This is a genomic window from Methylophaga marina, from assembly GCF_030296755.1.
GTDB lineage: Bacteria > Pseudomonadota > Gammaproteobacteria > Nitrosococcales > Methylophagaceae > Methylophaga > Methylophaga marina.
Map to the genome: position 1 here is coordinate 2219630 of NZ_AP027741.1, position 18245 is coordinate 2237874.

Here is an 18245-nt window from a genome sequence, read left to right on the forward strand (position 1 = left end):
GAGCATCACTTAATTTAAATAGGCCTGAAGACGACTTTCAATATTTCTTGGGTTGTCTCCGTCTGCTACACCAATCAAACCTTCGATTAACATCATTTGAAGGCGACTACGTTTATTAATCAGGGCTTTTAACTTATTACCTATGGGTAAAAACAATAAATTAGCGAGACCAACGCCATAAATGGTAGCCACAAAAGCAACTGCAATTCCTGAGCCAAGTGAGGCCGGATCGGCGAGATTACCCATGACATGTATTAATCCCATTACTGCGCCAATAATACCGATAGTCGGCGAGTAGCCACCCATAGCTTCAAACACTTTTGCTGCCTGAAAATCATCCGACTCTTGAATATCCAGGTCGTTTTCTAATACTTCTCGCAGCACTTCTGGTTCAATGCCATCAGCAATCAATTGCAAACCTTTTTGAGTGAAAAGGTCAGATTCATCAATCGCCATAGACTCTAATCGGATTAAGCCTTCCCGACGAGCGACCTGATTCCATTCCAGTATTTTTTCTAGTTGCTGATGAGCCGATAATTTGGGGGGCTTAATAATCCATAAACACATACGCATCGCACGAAGAAAAGTGCTCATTGGGGTTTGCAGCATCACAGCACCGAGCGTACCTCCCATAACGATTAATAATGCAACGGCATTCAGTATGGTGTCGATATGACCGCCTTCGAGGTACTGGCCCACTAATATGGCACCAAAACCGACTATCAGACCGAGGATACTTAAAATATCCATATCAACTCAATTCCGCCAGTTGACGGCCAATTTCATTAATATCCAATATTTTGTCAGCTAATCCGGCTTTGGCCACTGCCATAGGCATGCCATAAATCGTGCTACTTTGCTGGTCTTGAGCCCAGATCTTGCCTGCTTTTTTCTTGATACTTTCACAGCCATTACGACCATCACTACCCATACCCGTTAAAATCACCGCTAAGGTTTTTGAACCACAGATGTGTGCAATAGAGTCAAATGTTAAATCGACACAGGGTTTATAGGTCTCCTTCACATCTCCCGGCTCAATACTGAGATAGAGATTATTCGGTCGGCCTTTAAGCAACATTTGTTCACCACCAGGGGCGAGATAAGCTGTTCCTGGCACTAAATGTTCACCATTTTCAGCCTGTTTTACTCGAATCGCACACTGTGTATTTAGACGTTCTGCAAATGATGGCGTAAAGGTGGCCGGCATATGCTGAATGAGTAAAATAGGGCAGGGAAAACTCGCTGGTAACTGCGTTAACACTTTTTGTAAAGCAACGGGCCCACCTGTTGAAGTGCCAATAGCAACAAGTTCAGGTGTGGTATTGAATGACTTTTCGGGTTTAGCGGCCGCCACTTGTGTTTGACTGTTAGTGGCTCTATTGGCAGGTATGTCTGATTGACTGGCCTGAAAACCACTGGCTAGTTGGTAAATACGTTGACAGAGCTTACGCTGAGCTTCAATTTTATCGCTTGATAGATCTTCAAAGCGTTTTGGTAAAAAGTCAGTGGCTCCGGCTTCCAATGCATCTAAAGTCGATTTGGCGCCTTCAGTTGTCCAGGTGGACAACATCAAAACCGGTGTATGGCGAATGGTTTTAATCTTTCGAACAGCTGTGATGCCATCCATCACCGGCATTTCTAAGTCCATAGTCACTACATCTGGGTGATGACGCTGTACTTCGCGAATGGCTTCTTCACCATTACTGGCCGTGGCAATAACCTGGAGTCGCGGATCAGTTGCTATGATTTCAGCAAGACGTTTACGGAAAAAACTTGAGTCATCGACTATCAGAACCTTAACCGTCACTTTTACTCCTAGTATCCACGGTTAGCATGGACTTTCATTAATTCTGGAAAATCCAAAATTAATGCAATGCGGCCGTCACCAGTAATAGTCGCGCCAGCAAACCCATGAGTTCCTTGTAACAAAGCTCCAAGTGGTTTAATTACAACTTCTTCTTGACCTAGCAATACATCAACAACGAAACCGACACGCTGAGTACCCACATTCACAATAACAACATGCTCGATCTCTGGTTTTTTTCCATCAGTTCGACCTTTGGTTAGCCACTTGCTGAGGTAGAATAAGGGTAAGGCTTTATTTCTCACCATAATGGTTTGTTGTCCATCAACGACATTGGTTTTAGAAAGATCGAGATGGAAAATTTCATTCACGTTCACCAATGGGAAAGCAAAAATCTGCTCACCGAGCATGACCATTAATGTCGGCATAATGGCTAACGTTAGGGGGACTTTGATGGATAAGGTTGTGCCCACACCCACTTCAGATTGAATATCTATGACACCATTGAGTTTAGATATGCTGGTTTTCACCACATCCATACCCACACCACGGCCAGAAATATCTGAAATCTCCTGCTTCATGGAAAAACCGGGAGAGAAGATTAGTGAAAAACACTCTGATTCGGTAAGTCTGGCGGCGGTGTCTTCATCCATCATGCCTTTTTCAACCGCCTTGCGACGCAGCGTTTCCGGGTTCATACCCGCACCATCATCTGCGATAGTGAGAAGAATATGATCACCTTCTTGAGCGGCAGACAGTACGACTTTACCTTGACGCGGTTTACCAGCAGCTTCGCGGACATCAGGCATTTCAACACCATGGTCAACAGCGTTTCTGACTAAATGCACAAGCGGATCTGCGAGAGCTTCGACTAAGTTTTTGTCGAGATCAGTTTCTTCACCACGGAGTTCAAGATCAATATCTTTTTTCAGGCTTCTGGCAATATCACGAACCACTCGCGGGAAGCGACCAAATACTTTTTTGATCGGTTGCATGCGCGTTTTCATTACAGCCGTTTGCAGGTCACCCGTGACAACACGAAGGTTATTGACCGCTTTTGCCATCTCTTCATTTTCAAATGAAGACTCGAGTGTGCTGATGCGGTTTCGTACCAGCACCAATTCACCCACCATGTTCATGATTTCATCGAGACGACTTGTATCAACACGTACACTGGTATCGGCAGCTTGTTTAGCTGGTGCTGCCTTGGCTTCGACCTTTTCAGAAGCTGCTTTTTCGGCTGGCTTTGGTGTAGGTGTAGGAGCCTTAGGTTCTGCTGCTTTATCAGTGCTAGGAGAGGGCGCAGCTTTAGCTGCTGCTGGTGGCGGCACTGGTTTTTCCGCTTCTGCTTTTTTTGCACCTTGTAATTCGTCAAGCAATGCTTCAAATTCTTCTTCAGTGATATCGTCACTGTTGGATGAGCTTGACGCGGAAGCCGCAGGAGCAGGCGGTTCTTTTGGTGCTTTTTCTGAGTCTTTTATGCCAGGTGCTGAATTACCATGTAACTGGTCTAGCAAGGCTTCGAATTCATCATCTGTGATTTCGTCATCTGCAGGCGCATCAGCTGAACTTGACTCAGTTGAAGCAGGGGGAGGAGTGACTTCTTCGACCACTTCTGGTTCGGGCTCAGGTGCAGAAGCGGGGGCTGAGTCGTTATTTAAATAAGCTGATAATGACTCAATGACTTCAGCATCAGCCGGGCTGGGGTATTGACCGGATTTGATTTCCGCAAACATGGTATTCAATATGTCGAGCACCTTAAGAAAGGTGTCCATCATATCGGCATCAACAAAGCGTTCGCCTTGTCTTAGCAGATTGAATAAATCTTCACTTTTGTGGCAAAGATTGACCATTGCTTCCAGGCTGAGAAAACCTGCCCCACCTTTAATGGTATGAAAACCACGAAAAATAGAGTTAAGGAGATCAGCATCTTGTGGGCTATTTTCGAGCTCTACAAGCTGTTCGTTCAGACCTTCTAATATTTCTTCTGCTTCAACAAGAAAGTCTTGCAGGATTTCATCATCTGTATCCAGCGCCATGAATCATTTCCTCAGAAGCCAAGGCTAGATAACAAGTCATCCACATCATCCTGGTTATTCACCACATTCGGATTATCTTGTGCGTTTATCTGTGGACCTTCAGCTTTAATTGGGTCAATTTCTTTTTTATTAGAAGACGGTTGAGGTTTGCCAGCCACTTTGACTAACTGCACCAAACTATCTTCCACTTCTTCTACCAAGCTAATCACCTGACGAATCACTTGTCCGGTCAAATCTTGGAAGCCCTGAGCTAACATCATTTCAGATAAATTATGATGAACTTGATCAGCATGTTGTTTCACTGTCGGTAAATAGTTTTCGATTTCTTTTACCAATATGCGGAACTCATCTGCATTCATTTCCTTTTTCCGAAAACGGTGCCAGCTCTCATCTATCTTTTCGGCAGTATTTCGGAGTTCTTGAGCCAAAGGTAGGGTGTTATCTATATAACCTAACGTTTTATGTGCTGCTTCTTCAGTCGTGGTGATGACATAGTTAAGTCGGTCACGTGTGTTAGGCATATCATTTTGAGTTAAATCAATGAGTCTGTCGTCGAGATTAAAATTATTTAAGGAGTCGTGTAATTCGCGAGTCAGTTTGCCAACTTCTTTGAATAACTGACTTTCCTGTGCTTTTGCAAGAATAGTCAATTGCTCCTCAGCCGCTTTCTCATCATTTTTTTCAAGCGCCTCAACGAGGGCTTTTGCTGCATCCAATTGGGTTGCCTGATTTACTAAAGCCATGAGCCGAGTGCTCCTTATTGTGCGTTAATGCGTTCAAAAATCTTTTCGATTTTTTCCTTGAGCGTCGCTGCAGTGAATGGTTTGACGATATAACCGTTGACACCCGCTTGTGCAGCTTCAATGATTTGTTCGCGTTTGGTCTCTGCGGTTACCATGAGTACTGGCAATGAGGCGAGTTTTTCATCAGCACGGACTGTTTTTAGTAGATCAATCCCTTGCATGCCGGGCATGTTCCAATCAGTGACCAGAAAATCAATTCCACCTGCTTGAAGTATGGGCAAAGCTGTTAAGCCATCATCGGCTTCTTGCGTGTTGTTGAATCCCAAATCCCGTAACAGATTTTTTATGATCCGACGCATAGTGGAAAAGTCATCCACGATCAGGATTTTCATATTTTTATCCAAAGCACACCTCCAAAATTACATAATCCAGTCACGAAGTTTGGCGCGAAGTCGAATCACAGTCTGACTATGAATTTGACTGACTCTGGACTCACTTACGCCCAGAACCTCGCCGATCTCCTTTAAATTTAATTCGTCATTATAATACAGGCTCATTAATAAGCGCTCACGCTCTGGGAGTGTGTCTATGGCTTGTGCCAATGCCTGTTGGAAATCATCATCCTGAACTTCATCATCTGGCCCACTGGGGCCGACAGATATAGGGTGAGCCTGGGTTTCATCATTATCAGTAAACTCATCCAGGCTAAAAACCTGATAACCACTTGAATCGTGCAGTTGTTGATAATACTCGTTGATATCGATACCAAGCGCCGCGGCTACCTCACTGTCTGAAGCATTCCGTCCTTTTTCCTGTTCGATTTTATGCATTTGTTCCGCGATTTCACGGGCTTTTCTGTGCACCGATCTGGGCGCCCAGTCATTGCGGCGGATTTCATCCAGCATGGAACCACGTATACGGATGCCTGCATAGGTTTCAAAACTTGCGCCCTGAGCGGAGTTGTACTGGTGAGAGGCATCGAGTAGGCCAATCATGCCTGCCTGAATTAAATCTTCAACATCAACTGACGCTGGTAATCTCGCAATCATGTGATAAGCGATTCGTTTGACCAGAGGCGCGTGTTGCTCAATCAACTCTGATTTACTTTGACCCGATGTATACATGACTGCTCTGTTACTCATGCCATTTCCATACTTGCCTGAATGAGTCGCTCAACAAAAAATTCCATATGGCCACGAGGTTGTTTCTGTACAGGCCAATATTCAATTTTTTTGGCTAAATGTGCAAATGCTGTAGCCGCTTTGCTACGTGGAAATGCTTCTACTACACTACGTTGTTTTTTCACTGACCGTCTTAAGTCTTCATCAAACGGTACTATACCCATAAAGTCCAGGGTCACGTCGAGAAAGCGATCACAGACTAAAGAAATCTTATCAAAAAGTTCACGACCTTCCTGCACGCTTCGGCACATGTTGGTCACGATATGGAAGCGTTCAACCTGATGCTCACGGCTGAGAAGCTTAATCAAAGCATAGGCGTCTGTGATTGAGGCTGGTTCGTCACAAACTACAACAATCACTTCCTGAGCCGCTTTACTAAAAGTGATAACACTGTCAGCGATACCTGCCGCACTGTCAATCAATAGCACGTCGATGTGTTGATCCATCTCACTAAATGCTTGGATCATGCCGGCATGTTCAGCCGTGCTGAGTTCAGCCATTTTTTTCACACCAGAAGCGGCTGGAATAATCTTCAGGCCAGATGGGCCTTCAACAATAATGTCTCTGAGTGATTTGGTTCCATCTAATACATGCAACAAGTTGTATTGGGGATGGAGCCCTAACATCACGTCAATATTTGCCAAGCCCAAATCCGCATCAAGCAGGACAACTTCTTTTCCTAAAGCAGCTAACGCGACGCCGAGATTAACCGTCACATTTGTTTTACCTACACCACCTTTGCCACTGGCAATAGCAATCACTTTAACGGGCCTGATGGCTTGCGTCATTTTGCGAAGGCCTGCAGCTTGATCATGGGGTTGGGTATTTTCAGCCATAAGCGGCAAAACCTCCGTAGCTGGATACTGTTTGGGGATCCAGTTGTTGCTCATCATTCATCAATTCGCTGGCCTGGTTAACTAATGTATTGGGTCGAGCGAGACTCAGATCTTCCGGCACTTGCTGACCATTTGCCACATAGGCTAGGGGTAAATGGTGACGTACTAAAGCCGATACTGCACCACCGAGACTGCTGGCTTCATCTGTTTTAGTTAAAACACAGCCACTCAAGTTCAAGTGAGAATAAGCATGAATAATATCATCCATCGCACTGGCTTGAGTGTTTGCTGACATGGTTAAGTATGTTTTGACACGAGGGGACTGCTGTTTTATCACAGCAAACTTCTCTGTCAGTTTTATATCACGTTGATTCATTCCCGCAGTATCTATCAGGATAAAGCGGCGATCAAGCAGGTCATTAAGAGTTTCAGTGAGTTCAGCATGGGTTCTGGCCACTCTCACAGGTACACCCAAAATTCGGGCATAGGTACGTAACTGCTCCTGACCTCCTATGCGATAGCAGTCGGTGGTGATCAAGGCAACTTGCCGTGCACCGTGCTTTAGAGCACACCGGGCGGCGAGTTTAGCTATGGTGGTCGTTTTTCCAACGCCTGTTGGACCGACCAAAGCATAGATGCCACCTTGAGTCAGAATGTCCTCTTCTGTGAGCTGAATTTGTGAAGCTAATGAGCCCAGACAATGCCGCCATGCTGTTTCCAAATCATCAATACCATGCATTTTTGCGGTGATAGATTTGGCGAGTTCCACGTCAATGCCCATCTGCATAAAACGTTTTAGTAGCTGTACCTGGGTTGGATTCTGACGCTCCATATCTTTCCAGGTCAGATCCGATAGCTGATTTTGTAGCATATTACGTAAGCCAGCAATTTCTTTACGCATCTGAACCAGAGTTGGTTCCTGAGACCAGATATTTTGTTTTGGCGCTGCTTGTGGTTGTTCGTGCGCATATGTGTCTGGAGTTGGATTTATTTCAACTCGAGGAGGTTGCTGTGCTTGTATAGAAGCTGTTTCGACTTGCGCCTGACGACGAAACTGTGATTCGTCATAGTCAGTAGCAGCCACAATTTCAATACCACCATCGACACGAGTATTGGACAGTATGACCGCATCCGGGCCCAGTACATCCCGAACCTCACGAATAGCTTGACGCACATCAGCTGCTTGGAAACGTTTGATTTTCATACATCAACCTCAAACTCTAAATTTATCGACCAATATTGGCCACTATTCTTATTTGTTTATCGTCCGGTATTTCGTTGTAGGACAATACATTCAATCCGGGAATAGAGTGGCGAATAAAGCGAGAAATCCAACTTCTCAAACCTGCTTGAACAACAAGAATCGCTGCATCACCTGTCATTTCCTGTCTTTGTGTCGCTTCTTGCAAGTTCTTGTGCATATTTTCTGCCAGACCTGGTTCCAGACTGGCTCCACCTTCACCGGATGCCTGTAAAGTTTTTAGCAATATCTGTTCCAGTTCTGGATCCAGTGTAATGATAGGGAGATCTGTACGTGTACCATTAATATGTTGAATGATGGAATGACTGAGCGACATACGGGTTGCTGCCGTGATCGCTTCCGGATCGGGATTACGGGCGGCCTGCTCTGATATGGATTCAGTAATGGTACGTATATCACGTACAGGAATATTCTCTTCCAGCAGATTCTGCAGAACCTTCTGTACCGTCCCAAGTGGTACCGTATCTGGCACCAGCCCCTCAACCAGTTTAGGCGCAGACTTGGCCAGGTTATCAAGTAAATGTTGAACCTCTTCACGGCCAAGCAGATCATGAGCATGATTGTTGAGAATCTTACTCAGATGAGTTGCAATGACCGTATCTACATCTACCACGGTATAACCTTGTGCTTGTGCATATTCACGCTGCCCAGTCTCAATCCAGATAGCGTCTAGCCCAAAAGCCGGATCTTGCGTTTTGATACCTTCGAGATCGCCAAAAACCTGTCCAGGATTAATGGCTAACATTCTGTCGGGATAAACTTCAGCTTCGCCAAAGGTCACACCAAACAGAGTGATTTGATAGGCTGTTGGTGCCAGATCGAGGTTGTCTCGAATATGCACGGGAGGGATTAAAAAGCCCATTTCCTGTGATATTTTTTTACGTATGCCTTTGATTCTATTCATTAACTGCCCACCCTGAGATTTATCTACCAGAGGAATTAGTCGGTAACCGACTTCCAGGCCGATAGGATCTACAGGGCTGAGATCGTCCCAACTCAATTCGCGCTGTTCTCTTGCTGCTTCTGAAGTGGGCTGTTGTGCCGCCGCTAATTCATTTTCCGTGGCAACTTTTTGACGCTTATGAATCAGGAAGGCACAGGTGCCACCAATGGCAGCCAGAATCAGGAAAGGGATATTAGGCATGCCCGGAATCAAGCCTAATCCACCGATAATGGTTGAGGTGACAGCCAGTGTTTTGGGATCGCTCAGCAACTGATTAACAATCTGCTGTCCCATGTCTTGTTCTTTTGTTGAGCGTGTAATCAGCAGGCCTGCTGCTGATGCTAATAAAAGTGAAGGTAACTGAGCGACCAAGCCATCACCAATGGTTAACAGTGTGTAGTTTTGAGCCGCTTGAGAAAAGCTTAAATCATGTTGGGCAACACCAATAATAAAGCCACCGATAATATTGATAAACAGGATCAATATCCCGGCTACGGCATCACCCCGAACAAATTTACTGGCACCATCCATGGAGCCGTAAAAGTCTGATTCCTGCATGATTTCTTCACGACGACGACGCGCTTCATCTTGGTCGATCAGACCGGCATTGAGATCGGCATCAATAGCCATTTGTTTACCGGGCATGGAGTCCAAGGTAAACCGAGCACTCACTTCAGCAATACGGGTGGCCCCTTTGGTGACAACAACAAAGTTAATAATAACCAGGATGGCAAAGACCACAAAACCCACAGCATAGTTACCACCAATAACAAACTCACCGAAGGCTTCAATGACGTTTCCTGCGGCTGCAGCACCAGTATGGCCTTCCATCAAAATAATACGGGTTGAAGCCACATTTAAGGCGAGCCTGAGTAAGGTCGCTATCAACAAAATACTGGGAAAGGCTGCAAAATGCAGTGGTTTTAGCATGTAAATACTGGCTAATACGATTACCAGTGATAAAGCAATATTAAAAGTGAAGAGCATGTCCAGCATAAACGCTGGTAAAGGCAGAATCACCATGGCCAGCAATGCCACCAGAAGCATTGGTGTGGCTAATTGACCGTTTACGACTGATTTAAAACGGGCCGCCAGTACATTATTTTCCATCTAACATTAATCTCGTCTGTATTCATCCGGTATGGGTAGATCTTCTGGATTCAGATGCGGTTTATTACCACCTTGTTTACGGTAGCGCCGCAACTGGAATACAAAAGCCAGTACTTGGGCTACTGCAATATATAGACCAGATGGGATTTCTTCGCCGATTTCTGTTGAGTAATAAACAGCACGAGTCAGAGGAGGGGCGGCAAGAATAGGGACATCGTTATTCTCTGCGACCAAACGGATTTGTTGTGAAATTAAATCAGCACCTTTAGCGACAACAATCGGAGCGCCAGAGCGAGATTGGTCATAACGCATTGCCACAGCATAGTGAGTTGGGTTGGTGATAACCACATCAGCGGAAGGAATATCCTGCATCATCCGCTGCTGAGACATTTGAATTTGCATACGTCTGATTCGGCCCTTGACCTCGGGGTTACCATCCGTCTGTTTCATTTCATCTTTGACTTCTTGCTTTGTCATCCGCAATTGTCGGCTGTGATTCCATAGCTGGAAAGGCACATCAATTAATGCAATTAAGATCAGACTCGCGGTAATTGCCAGAAATACCCATAAGGTTAAATACGCTAAATCTGTCATGGCAACGTTCACTTCCTGAGTGCCAAGTGTCAATAATTGGTCACGTATTCCCCATAAAATAGCCGTCGATATCGCACCGATAAGAATAAATTTCCCTAATGCTTTACCCAGCTCAACCAGACCTTGTGGCCCAAAGACACGTTTGAGCCCTTTGATGGGGTCCATTTTTTCTGGCTTAAATGCCATTGCTTGCGTAGAGAAATTCCAGCCACCAATTAAGGCTGGTGCAGCTAAAGCAGCAATGACAGTCACGGAGAGAAATAGACCTAAATCAAATGAGATGATTTCGATCATATGAATGAAATGATGCACCATTGCCACAGGATCAAACAGTTCTTTACGACTCAATACCAGCGACTCATTCATCACAGCAGCCATATCCTCAATCAGGCTACTGCCCATGATGAATAAGGCGATGGCACTGGCAATCAGGACCAAGACAGTTGTTAACTCTCTCGAGCGAGGTACTTGGCCTTTTTGCCGGGCGTCTTCTAAACGCTTACCCGTAGGCTGTTCTGTTTTTTCTTGTCCGGTTTGCTCAGCCATCCTGAACCACCATAAGCCTTGTCAATTGCAGTATATGATCTGTCATGTCCATTAAGTGATCGGCCACTAGAGGGAGCGTGACAAACATAATGATAAAACCCATCACAATGGTCATCGGAAAACCGATAGAAAATGGACTGATCTGTGGAGCCGCTCGCGATAAGATGCCAAACGCCAGATTAACCATCATGATAGAACCTATGGCAGGTAGAGCAATAATTACGCCAGCAGCAAACATCCAACTCGCTTGTGCAACGACATCACGAAGATCGGTAGGTGTTAGACCGCTACTGGATATTGGCATAGTGACAAAACTTTCTGATAACACCTTTATCAGAATCAGATGACCATCCACCGTAATGAATAACAAAGTGATGAAAATAAGATAAAACTGACTGATAACAGGGACTAATACGCCATTTTGTGGATCCACCATTGAAGCAAACCCCAACCCCATCTGCATGGCAATGATTTGCCCAGCCACAATAAAGGCGTTAAAAAGGAGTTGCAGCATAAAACCCATACAGGCCCCAATCAGAATCTGTTGAGCAATGATCAAAAAACCTTCCACACTCAACGGTTCGACGGTAGGCACATTCGCAGGAATATTGGGAACCAGTACGATACTAATGGCTAAAGCGATGATGATACGTGTGCGCGCGCTGAGAAAATTACTACTAAAAATGGGAGCGACCATAATCATGGCCGCAATACGGATAAAGGGCCACATGTATTGCCCTAATACTCCGGTAATCTCAGCGGTGCTGATTTCCATCATTAACCGATGAGAAACGGTATTTCTTCATACAAGCGACGAGTAAAACCCAGCACCATTTCTAACATCCAAGGCCCTGCCATCACCAAAACCAATAGCGTGATAAACAGTTTCGGAATAAAACTTAAGGTTTGTTCATTGATCGATGTCGCCGCCTGAAACATGCTCACCAACAAGCCAATCAGCAGAGCGGGAAGCAAGATGGCAGCAATCAAAATCGAAATGATCTGTAGGGTTTGCTGCATAACGGTGAGGACAGTTTCTGGCGTCATAATTACACGTAAAAACTCGAAGCTAAGGTACCCATGAGCAAGGCCCAACCATCAATCAACACAAACAACATTAATTTGAAGGGCAGGGAAATCAGCATAGGCGAAAGCATCATCATACCCATGGCCATCAAGACACTGGCTACGACAAGGTCGATGATTAAAAAAGGGATAAAAATCAAAAAGCCGATTTGGAAAGCTGTTTTTAATTCACTGGTGACAAATGAAGGTAGTAATAAGCTATATGGAATGTCTTGTGGTGTTTGCATTTCTTCATAGCCTCCAATAGAGGCAAACAAAGCAATATCACTTTCCCGTGTTTGAGCAAGCATAAATTCTTTAAACGGCTGTCCAGTTTGTTCTATAGCTTGGGTGAACTCAATATCACCATTCATGTACGGCACAACACCCGCATTGTAGGCATTATTAAATACCGGATGCATAATAAAAATAGTCAGAAATAATGCCAGACCAATTAATACTTGATTCGAGGGGGTGGATTGCACACCAATCGCCTGACGTAAAATCGACAATACGATAATTATGCGAGTGAAGGAGGTCATCATCATTAATGCCGCAGGCAATAATGTGAGTAAGGTCATTAATGCCAGAATTTGCAGGGTGACACTATAACTTTGTCCACCTTCACCATCCGTCACTGTTACGGCTGGAATTCCCGGCTCAGCGAGACTGACTAATGGAAATGCCAGTAAGAATAAACTGAAAAGCAGGCGAATCATGCGTCACCTCGCTGCATAAACTGACGGAGTTTATTGGCGAACTCATTCGGTGTTGAGGATTCCGACTCGCTTAATGGCGTTTCCAGTTTGTGTAAGGTATTGATTTGTTGTGCGGTAACGCCTAAAAGCAATTGCTCTTCACCCACCTGAACCAGAACTAATCGTTCTCTGGTGCCTAATGCAATGCCAGCAATGACTTTAAGTTTTCCATTGGCAGCAGTATGAAACCGGTTGGTGCGTTTCAATAACCAAGCCACTGCCACGATACAAGCTAAAACAAGAGCTAAGCCCAATATCGTTTGCAATAAGTTGACTGCTGACAGGGGCGACTGGTTGAGCGCATGTGCGCCCGATTCAGCTGCAGCAAAAACGGGGGCAGAGACAAAAATACTTGTTAACAGGCACCATGCGTTTTTCATTAGCGTAGTTTCTTGATGCGTTCTGAAGTACTGATGATGTCGGTGAGTCGAATACCAAATTTATCATTGACCACCACGACCTCACCGTGGGCGATAAGGGTATCGTTAACAAGCACGTCCATAGGTTCACCAGCTAATCTGTCGAGTTCAACTACAGACCCCTGACTCAGTTGAAGCAGGTTGCGAATACTGATTCTGGTACGGCCGATTTCCATTGATATAGTGACCGGAATATCCATCACCATATCCAGATCAACATCCGATTTTGGTTTGCCTTCATCATCCAGCTTGGCAACCGGAGCAGGGTTAGCTTGTTGAGTGGATTCTGATGATGCTTGTTCTTCTAAAGCGGCTGCCCAGGGATCTTCTTCTGTTTCAGCTGCATCACCTTGTTGTTCCAGTGCAGCCGCCCATTCGTCAGCCAGCGCCTGATCTTGTGTTTGGGTGTCTTCACTCATAGCTTTTTACCTTTTTTCAGGTGGATTGTAGAATTTGTATCATGAGGATGTTCAATAATCTCCATGATTTTTAACGCTGTTTTTTCATGATGCTCACCGAATGTGGCACGAAACATGGGGATATCTTCTACCATGGTCGTCACATGTTTGGGCATCTCAATCGGGATGATATCCCCCGGTTTTAACTTCAATATTTGTCCAAGCGATAATGTCGCTTGAGATAAGTTTGCCCAGAGATCTACATCGGCGAGCATAATCTCTTCCCGCATGGATTTTTCCCAGCGCCCATCATCCATGCTGCGATCACTTTGTAAACCGGTATCCAGTAATTCCCGAATAGGTTCCAACATGGAGTAGGGAAAAGTAATGTGTATATCGCCACTGCCACCATCTAAATCCACATGGAAAGTAGAGATGACCACGACCTCACTCGGGCTGACAATATTGGCAAATTGTGGGTTCACTTCATGGTTAACAAACTCAAATTCAACCGGCATGACGGGTGACCAGGCTTCTGTCAGATCTTTGAAGCACAGGTTGAGTACCATATTGATGACTCGAAGCTCGGTTGAGGTGAACTCTCTGCCTTCAATACGAGCCTGAAAGCGTCCATCTCCACCAAAGAAGTTATCCAGAAAAGTGAATACCAGTTTAGGCTCAAAAACAATTAACCCTGTGCCTCTCAGTGGATGCAGGTGAATCAGATTGAGACTGGTGGGCACAAAAAGAGTATGAATGTATTCAGAAAACTTCATCACCTGAACACCGCCGACAGAGATCTCGGCAGACCGCCGCAGCATGTTGAACAGACTAATTCTTAAATAACGACCGAATCGCTCATTAATCATTTCCAGGGTCGGCATTCGGCCGCGGATAATACGTTCTTCATTACCGAAGTCGTAGGGACGGGTACCAGCATTGTCACTATTCTCTGACCCATCTGTTTCAATATCGCCATCGCCCAAGCCATTGAGCAGCGCATCTACTTCATCTTGTGAGAGGATGTCATGAACGGCCATAGTTATTGCATTATGAAGCTGGTGAAGTAGACGGCTTCCAACTGTTCATCAACAGAAGACTCGTTTTTAAGAATCTCATTGATGGTATTCAAGCTGGACTGTTGAAGTGCTTTTGTTCCCTCGATAGTTTGTAATTCGTCATAATTTTGACTAAAGAACAGCATATTTAATTCATGTTGAATGGCTGGTAAGTTCAATGTCACAGCATCAATAACATCCTGAGAACGCGCTTTTACCTTGAGTTTGATCTGCATATATTTCACTTCCCCTTTGCTTTGTTCAGAGAAGTTGACGATAAACGGTTCTTCAATCGCGTAGTAGATAGGTGGCTGTTTGACTTCAGCTTTTTCTTCCTCGGGTTCATCACCGCCACTCATCATGAAAAAGGCGGCGACTCCACCACCTATCAATAGTAAAGCGACAACGATAATGATGATGAGTTTTTTCTTACCACCTTTGCCTTCTGTAATTTCAATATCTTCGCGTTCTTCTGCCATAGTGCTGTTTCCAATTTGTTAATTTCAAGATAGCAAGTACTGTGCCGACTATTGGATGATAAAGCTTGTGAAGTAAACTTTTTCGATTTTAGGGTTACCTGTTTCTTGCTCTAAAATGTTTCTCACTTGTTCTGTGGCTTTTTTATCTAACTCTTCTCGTCCCTGCAGCGTGTTGAGTGATTCATAGGTCTGCTGTGAAAACAATGTTCTGAGTTCATCCTGAATCATTGGCAGGTTTAACACTGCATTGTCGAGTGCTTTTTGATCTTTGGCCATCAGAGCAACTTTGATTTGAAGATAACGGGCCCGTTTCTGACTTTGATTCACAAAGTTGATAGTAAATGGCTCTTCAATTTTGTAATACACAGAGGGTGTTTTTTCACTCTCATCGTCATCAGCAAATGTTGGCGTCACTAAGGCATAAAAGAATAATAAAATGATTAGCGACAGCGATTTCTTCATTGCTTGATATACTCCATGATTTCTTATGAAAAAGGTTTACACAGAATTATGACAAGCTTAGGCAATTGGTTAAAGAGGCAGGCATGAGTAAAACGCAAAAACACCCACAAGCTTCTTGGTTTAGCAAAGTCTCTGATGTGATTTTGACGCTGCCACAATATGTGATTCCACAGCATGCCTTATCTGTTGTTATGCATGCCTTAACTCGTAGCCAGGTAAAGTGGTTTAAAAATGCATTCATTCGGTTTATTACCTGGAAGTTCAACGTTAATCTCAGCGAGGCCGCCGTTTCAGATCGCGCTTATTACGCCAGTTTTAATGCCTTTTTTACGCGTGAGTTGCGAGCAGGTATTCGTCCCATCGCTACAGGTGAAGAGGTTATCGTTTCTCCTGTTGATGGTGCCATTAGTCAGCTGGGTCCAATCATTGGACAAAGTATTGTGCAAGCAAAAGGACGAAGCTATACAGTAGAAGAATTGTTGGGAGGAGATAAGGCATTGGCTGAGCAGTATCAGCAAGGACAATTTGCCACTATTTATCTCTCGCCGCGTGATTACCATCGTATCCACATGCCAATGGCGGGAAAACTGAAGTCCATGCGTTATCTGCCGGGTAAACTATTCTCAGTGAATCCGCGGACGGCGAGAGCCGTGCCTAGACTCTTCGCCCGAAATGAACGCGTTATCTGTGTGTTTGATACCGACTTTGGCGAGGTGACTCTCGTGCTTGTTGGGGCTATTTTTGTTGGCAGTATGGAAACGGTATGGGCAGGTCAGATAACGCCTCCTTACGGTAAAAGCATACAAAACTGGACTTATGAAGGTGATGAAGCGTTGTCATTCGAAAAAGGTCAGGAAATGGGTCGGTTCAATATGGGCTCGACGGTAGTGATGTTACTACCTGCTGGCATGAAACCATTTAATCAAGCATGGCAGCCAGAGGAAAAAATTCAACTGGGACAGGCGATGAACTAAGTTTGTTTGCAGATGAAATAAAAAAGCCGGCTAGTAGCCGGCTTTTTTGTGAGCGTATCTGCTTAGATATTGTTACGCCATGCGTGACAGGAATTATCCTGTATACGGCTAACTTCTTCAGGACCCCATGTACCTGCAGGGTAGGTGTGAACAAAGCCTTTATCTTTTGCCCATTTCTCGATGACAGGATCGACCACTTTCCAGGCCAGATTAACTTCATCTGAACGCAAGAACAGCGAACGGTCACCTAAAATTGCATCCAGAATTAATGCTTCATAGGCATCCAAGCGATGCTTAGTATCTTCATTTTCAACAGTTTCAAGCGCCACAGTATGGTTGTTTAATTCCAGACCAGGCTGCTTGGCTTGCAATTCGATACGTAAGGTGTTGTCGGGTTGTAGACCCATCACAATCCAGTTGGCATGACTGTCACCAATTACAGTGTCTTTAAATAACTCTTGAGGTGGTTTCTTAAAGCGGATAGCAATCATCGCTTTAGATTCAGGCATACATTTACCCGTTCTTAAGTAGAACGGCACACCACGCCAGCGCCAGTTATCAATGTACAATTTCATAGCTGCGTAGGTTTCCGTCACGCTATCATTCGGTACTTCATCATCTTCCAGGTAACCCGGTTCTTTTTTACCGTTGACTTCACCAGCCGCATATTGCGCACGAAACGCATGATCATCAACGATATCTTCAGTGATAGGGCGGATGGCTTTTAAGACTTTTACTTTTTCATCACGTAGAGATTCATCACCTAAATCTGCTGGTGGTTCCATCGCGACTAATGCCATTACCTGCATCAAGTGACTCTGAATCATATCGCGAAGCGCACCAGAGGTATCATAGTAACCAGCACGACCGCCTACACCTTGTTGTTCAGCATGAGTAATTTGAACATGATCGATGTAGTTACGATTCCATAATGGCTCGAGTAACAAGTTAGCAAAACGGAATACAAAAATATTTTGAACGGTACCTTTACCCAAGTAGTGATCGATACGGTAAGTTTGTTGTTCGGTGAAGTTTTTGCGCAAGATGCCTTCTAATTCTTCAGCACTCTTCTGGTCATAACCAAATGGTTTTTCAACGACCAAGTGGCGCCAGCCGTTGTCTTCCTTATTTAAACCAACAGCGGCTAATTGATCACCTACGACGCCGAATAATGCTGGCGCAATTGAGAGATAGAAAACGATATTCTGAGAGAAATTATTCTCTTCTGAAGTGATCAGTTTGTTGAGTTCGTGATAGCTGAAAGCATCGTTGATATCACATTTGAAGTAGTGAATACGATCCAGAAATGTATTAAGAAGTTCGTTATTTACACCACCGCGTGCTTTAGGTGTGACAAACTCTGTTACTTGTGCTTTCCAGTCTTCCTGACTGGACTCACGACGACCCATGCAGATAATGCGCGTATCCGCTGTTAAGCGTTTTTCCGCATCAAGATGGTATAAAGCAGGCAATAACTTTTTCTTAGATAAGTCGCCTGTGGCGCCAAAAATAACAATGGTACAAGATTGCATGATTTCTCCCGTTGCAGGCTATTACTCAGCCGTTGACCGTATA

Annotated in this window: 20 protein-coding genes; 1 reads left to right on the forward strand and 19 read right to left on the reverse strand. The window is 44.6% G+C overall.

Annotated features, from left to right (window positions below):
• Positions 1–9 precede the first annotated feature (9 nt).
• Genes QUE24_RS11405 through QUE24_RS11490 form a run of 18 tightly spaced genes read right to left on the reverse strand, consistent with a single transcriptional unit; the run spans position 10 to position 15696 of the window.
• A complete protein-coding gene (locus tag QUE24_RS11405; protein ID WP_286303958.1) occupies positions 10–750 on the reverse strand; it encodes a flagellar motor protein in 741 nt (246 codons plus the stop codon).
• Between the two features lies 1 nt (position 751).
• Positions 752–1807: a protein-glutamate methylesterase/protein-glutamine glutaminase gene (locus QUE24_RS11410; RefSeq protein ID WP_286303959.1), complete on the reverse strand. Its 1056-nt coding sequence runs from the start codon at positions 1805–1807 to the stop codon at positions 752–754.
• Between the two features lie 8 nt (positions 1808–1815).
• A complete protein-coding gene (locus QUE24_RS11415; protein WP_286303960.1) occupies positions 1816–3843 on the reverse strand; it encodes a chemotaxis protein CheA in 2028 nt (675 codons plus the stop codon).
• 11 nt (positions 3844–3854) lie between these two features.
• Complete coding sequence (locus QUE24_RS11420; protein ID WP_286303961.1) at positions 3855–4586, reverse strand: protein phosphatase CheZ; 732 nt, start codon at positions 4584–4586, stop codon at positions 3855–3857.
• Between the two features lie 14 nt (positions 4587–4600).
• Positions 4601–4978: a chemotaxis response regulator CheY gene (cheY, locus tag QUE24_RS11425; protein ID WP_425541719.1), complete on the reverse strand. Its 378-nt coding sequence runs from the start codon at positions 4976–4978 to the stop codon at positions 4601–4603.
• A gap of 27 nt (positions 4979–5005) precedes the next feature.
• On the reverse strand, positions 5006–5728 hold the full coding sequence (locus QUE24_RS11430; protein WP_286303963.1) for an RNA polymerase sigma factor FliA: 723 nt from the start codon (positions 5726–5728) through the stop codon (positions 5006–5008).
• On the reverse strand, positions 5725–6603 hold the full coding sequence (locus QUE24_RS11435) for a MinD/ParA family protein (RefSeq protein ID WP_286303964.1): 879 nt from the start codon (positions 6601–6603) through the stop codon (positions 5725–5727). Before QUE24_RS11435 ends, QUE24_RS11430 begins: the two co-directional genes overlap by 4 nt.
• Positions 6596–7807, reverse strand: a complete 1212-nt coding sequence (gene flhF, locus QUE24_RS11440; RefSeq protein WP_286303965.1) for a flagellar biosynthesis GTPase FlhF — start codon at positions 7805–7807, stop codon at positions 6596–6598. The genes QUE24_RS11435 and flhF overlap by 8 nt, the downstream gene beginning before the upstream one ends.
• A gap of 22 nt (positions 7808–7829) precedes the next feature.
• The gene (gene flhA / locus QUE24_RS11445; RefSeq protein WP_286303966.1) at positions 7830–9917 is read right to left on the reverse strand and encodes a flagellar biosynthesis protein FlhA; all 2088 of its coding nucleotides are present in this window, start codon (positions 9915–9917) and stop codon (positions 7830–7832) included.
• A gap of 6 nt (positions 9918–9923) precedes the next feature.
• Positions 9924–11057, reverse strand: a complete 1134-nt coding sequence (gene flhB, locus QUE24_RS11450) for a flagellar biosynthesis protein FlhB (protein WP_286303967.1) — start codon at positions 11055–11057, stop codon at positions 9924–9926.
• Positions 11050–11835: a flagellar biosynthetic protein FliR gene (gene fliR / locus QUE24_RS11455; protein WP_286303968.1), complete on the reverse strand. Its 786-nt coding sequence runs from the start codon at positions 11833–11835 to the stop codon at positions 11050–11052. Before fliR ends, flhB begins: the two co-directional genes overlap by 8 nt.
• Positions 11835–12104, reverse strand: a complete 270-nt coding sequence (gene fliQ, locus QUE24_RS11460) for a flagellar biosynthesis protein FliQ (RefSeq protein ID WP_007146641.1) — start codon at positions 12102–12104, stop codon at positions 11835–11837. Before fliQ ends, fliR begins: the two co-directional genes overlap by 1 nt.
• 2 nt (positions 12105–12106) lie before the next feature.
• Positions 12107–12841: a flagellar type III secretion system pore protein FliP gene (gene fliP, locus QUE24_RS11465; protein WP_286303969.1), complete on the reverse strand. Its 735-nt coding sequence runs from the start codon at positions 12839–12841 to the stop codon at positions 12107–12109.
• The gene (fliO, locus tag QUE24_RS11470) at positions 12838–13260 is read right to left on the reverse strand and encodes a flagellar biosynthetic protein FliO (RefSeq protein ID WP_286303970.1); all 423 of its coding nucleotides are present in this window, start codon (positions 13258–13260) and stop codon (positions 12838–12840) included. Before fliO ends, fliP begins: the two co-directional genes overlap by 4 nt.
• Positions 13260–13718 carry a flagellar motor switch protein FliN gene (gene fliN, locus QUE24_RS11475; RefSeq protein WP_286303971.1) on the reverse strand — a complete coding sequence of 153 codons (459 nt, stop codon included), beginning with the start codon at positions 13716–13718 and terminating at the stop codon, positions 13260–13262. Before fliN ends, fliO begins: the two co-directional genes overlap by 1 nt.
• Positions 13715–14737 (reverse strand): flagellar motor switch protein FliM, encoded by a 1023-nt coding sequence (gene fliM / locus QUE24_RS11480; protein ID WP_286303972.1) that lies wholly within the window; start codon positions 14735–14737, stop codon positions 13715–13717. Before fliM ends, fliN begins: the two co-directional genes overlap by 4 nt.
• Positions 14738–14739: 2 nt before the next feature.
• Complete coding sequence (locus QUE24_RS11485; protein ID WP_286303973.1) at positions 14740–15234, reverse strand: flagellar basal body-associated FliL family protein; 495 nt, start codon at positions 15232–15234, stop codon at positions 14740–14742.
• 48 nt (positions 15235–15282) lie between these two features.
• On the reverse strand, positions 15283–15696 hold the full coding sequence (locus QUE24_RS11490) for a flagellar basal body-associated FliL family protein (RefSeq protein WP_286303974.1): 414 nt from the start codon (positions 15694–15696) through the stop codon (positions 15283–15285).
• 83 nt (positions 15697–15779) lie between these two features.
• On the opposite strand from QUE24_RS11490, the gene asd reads away from it, so the two are divergent.
• Positions 15780–16670 (forward strand): archaetidylserine decarboxylase, encoded by an 891-nt coding sequence (gene asd, locus QUE24_RS11495; RefSeq protein ID WP_286303975.1) that lies wholly within the window; start codon positions 15780–15782, stop codon positions 16668–16670.
• 62 nt (positions 16671–16732) lie between these two features.
• Here the strand turns inward: asd and zwf are convergent, their stop codons facing one another.
• Entirely contained in the window at positions 16733–18202 is a 1470-nt protein-coding gene (gene zwf / locus QUE24_RS11500; RefSeq protein WP_286303976.1) for a glucose-6-phosphate dehydrogenase, read from the reverse strand.
• Positions 18203–18245 lie beyond the last annotated feature (43 nt).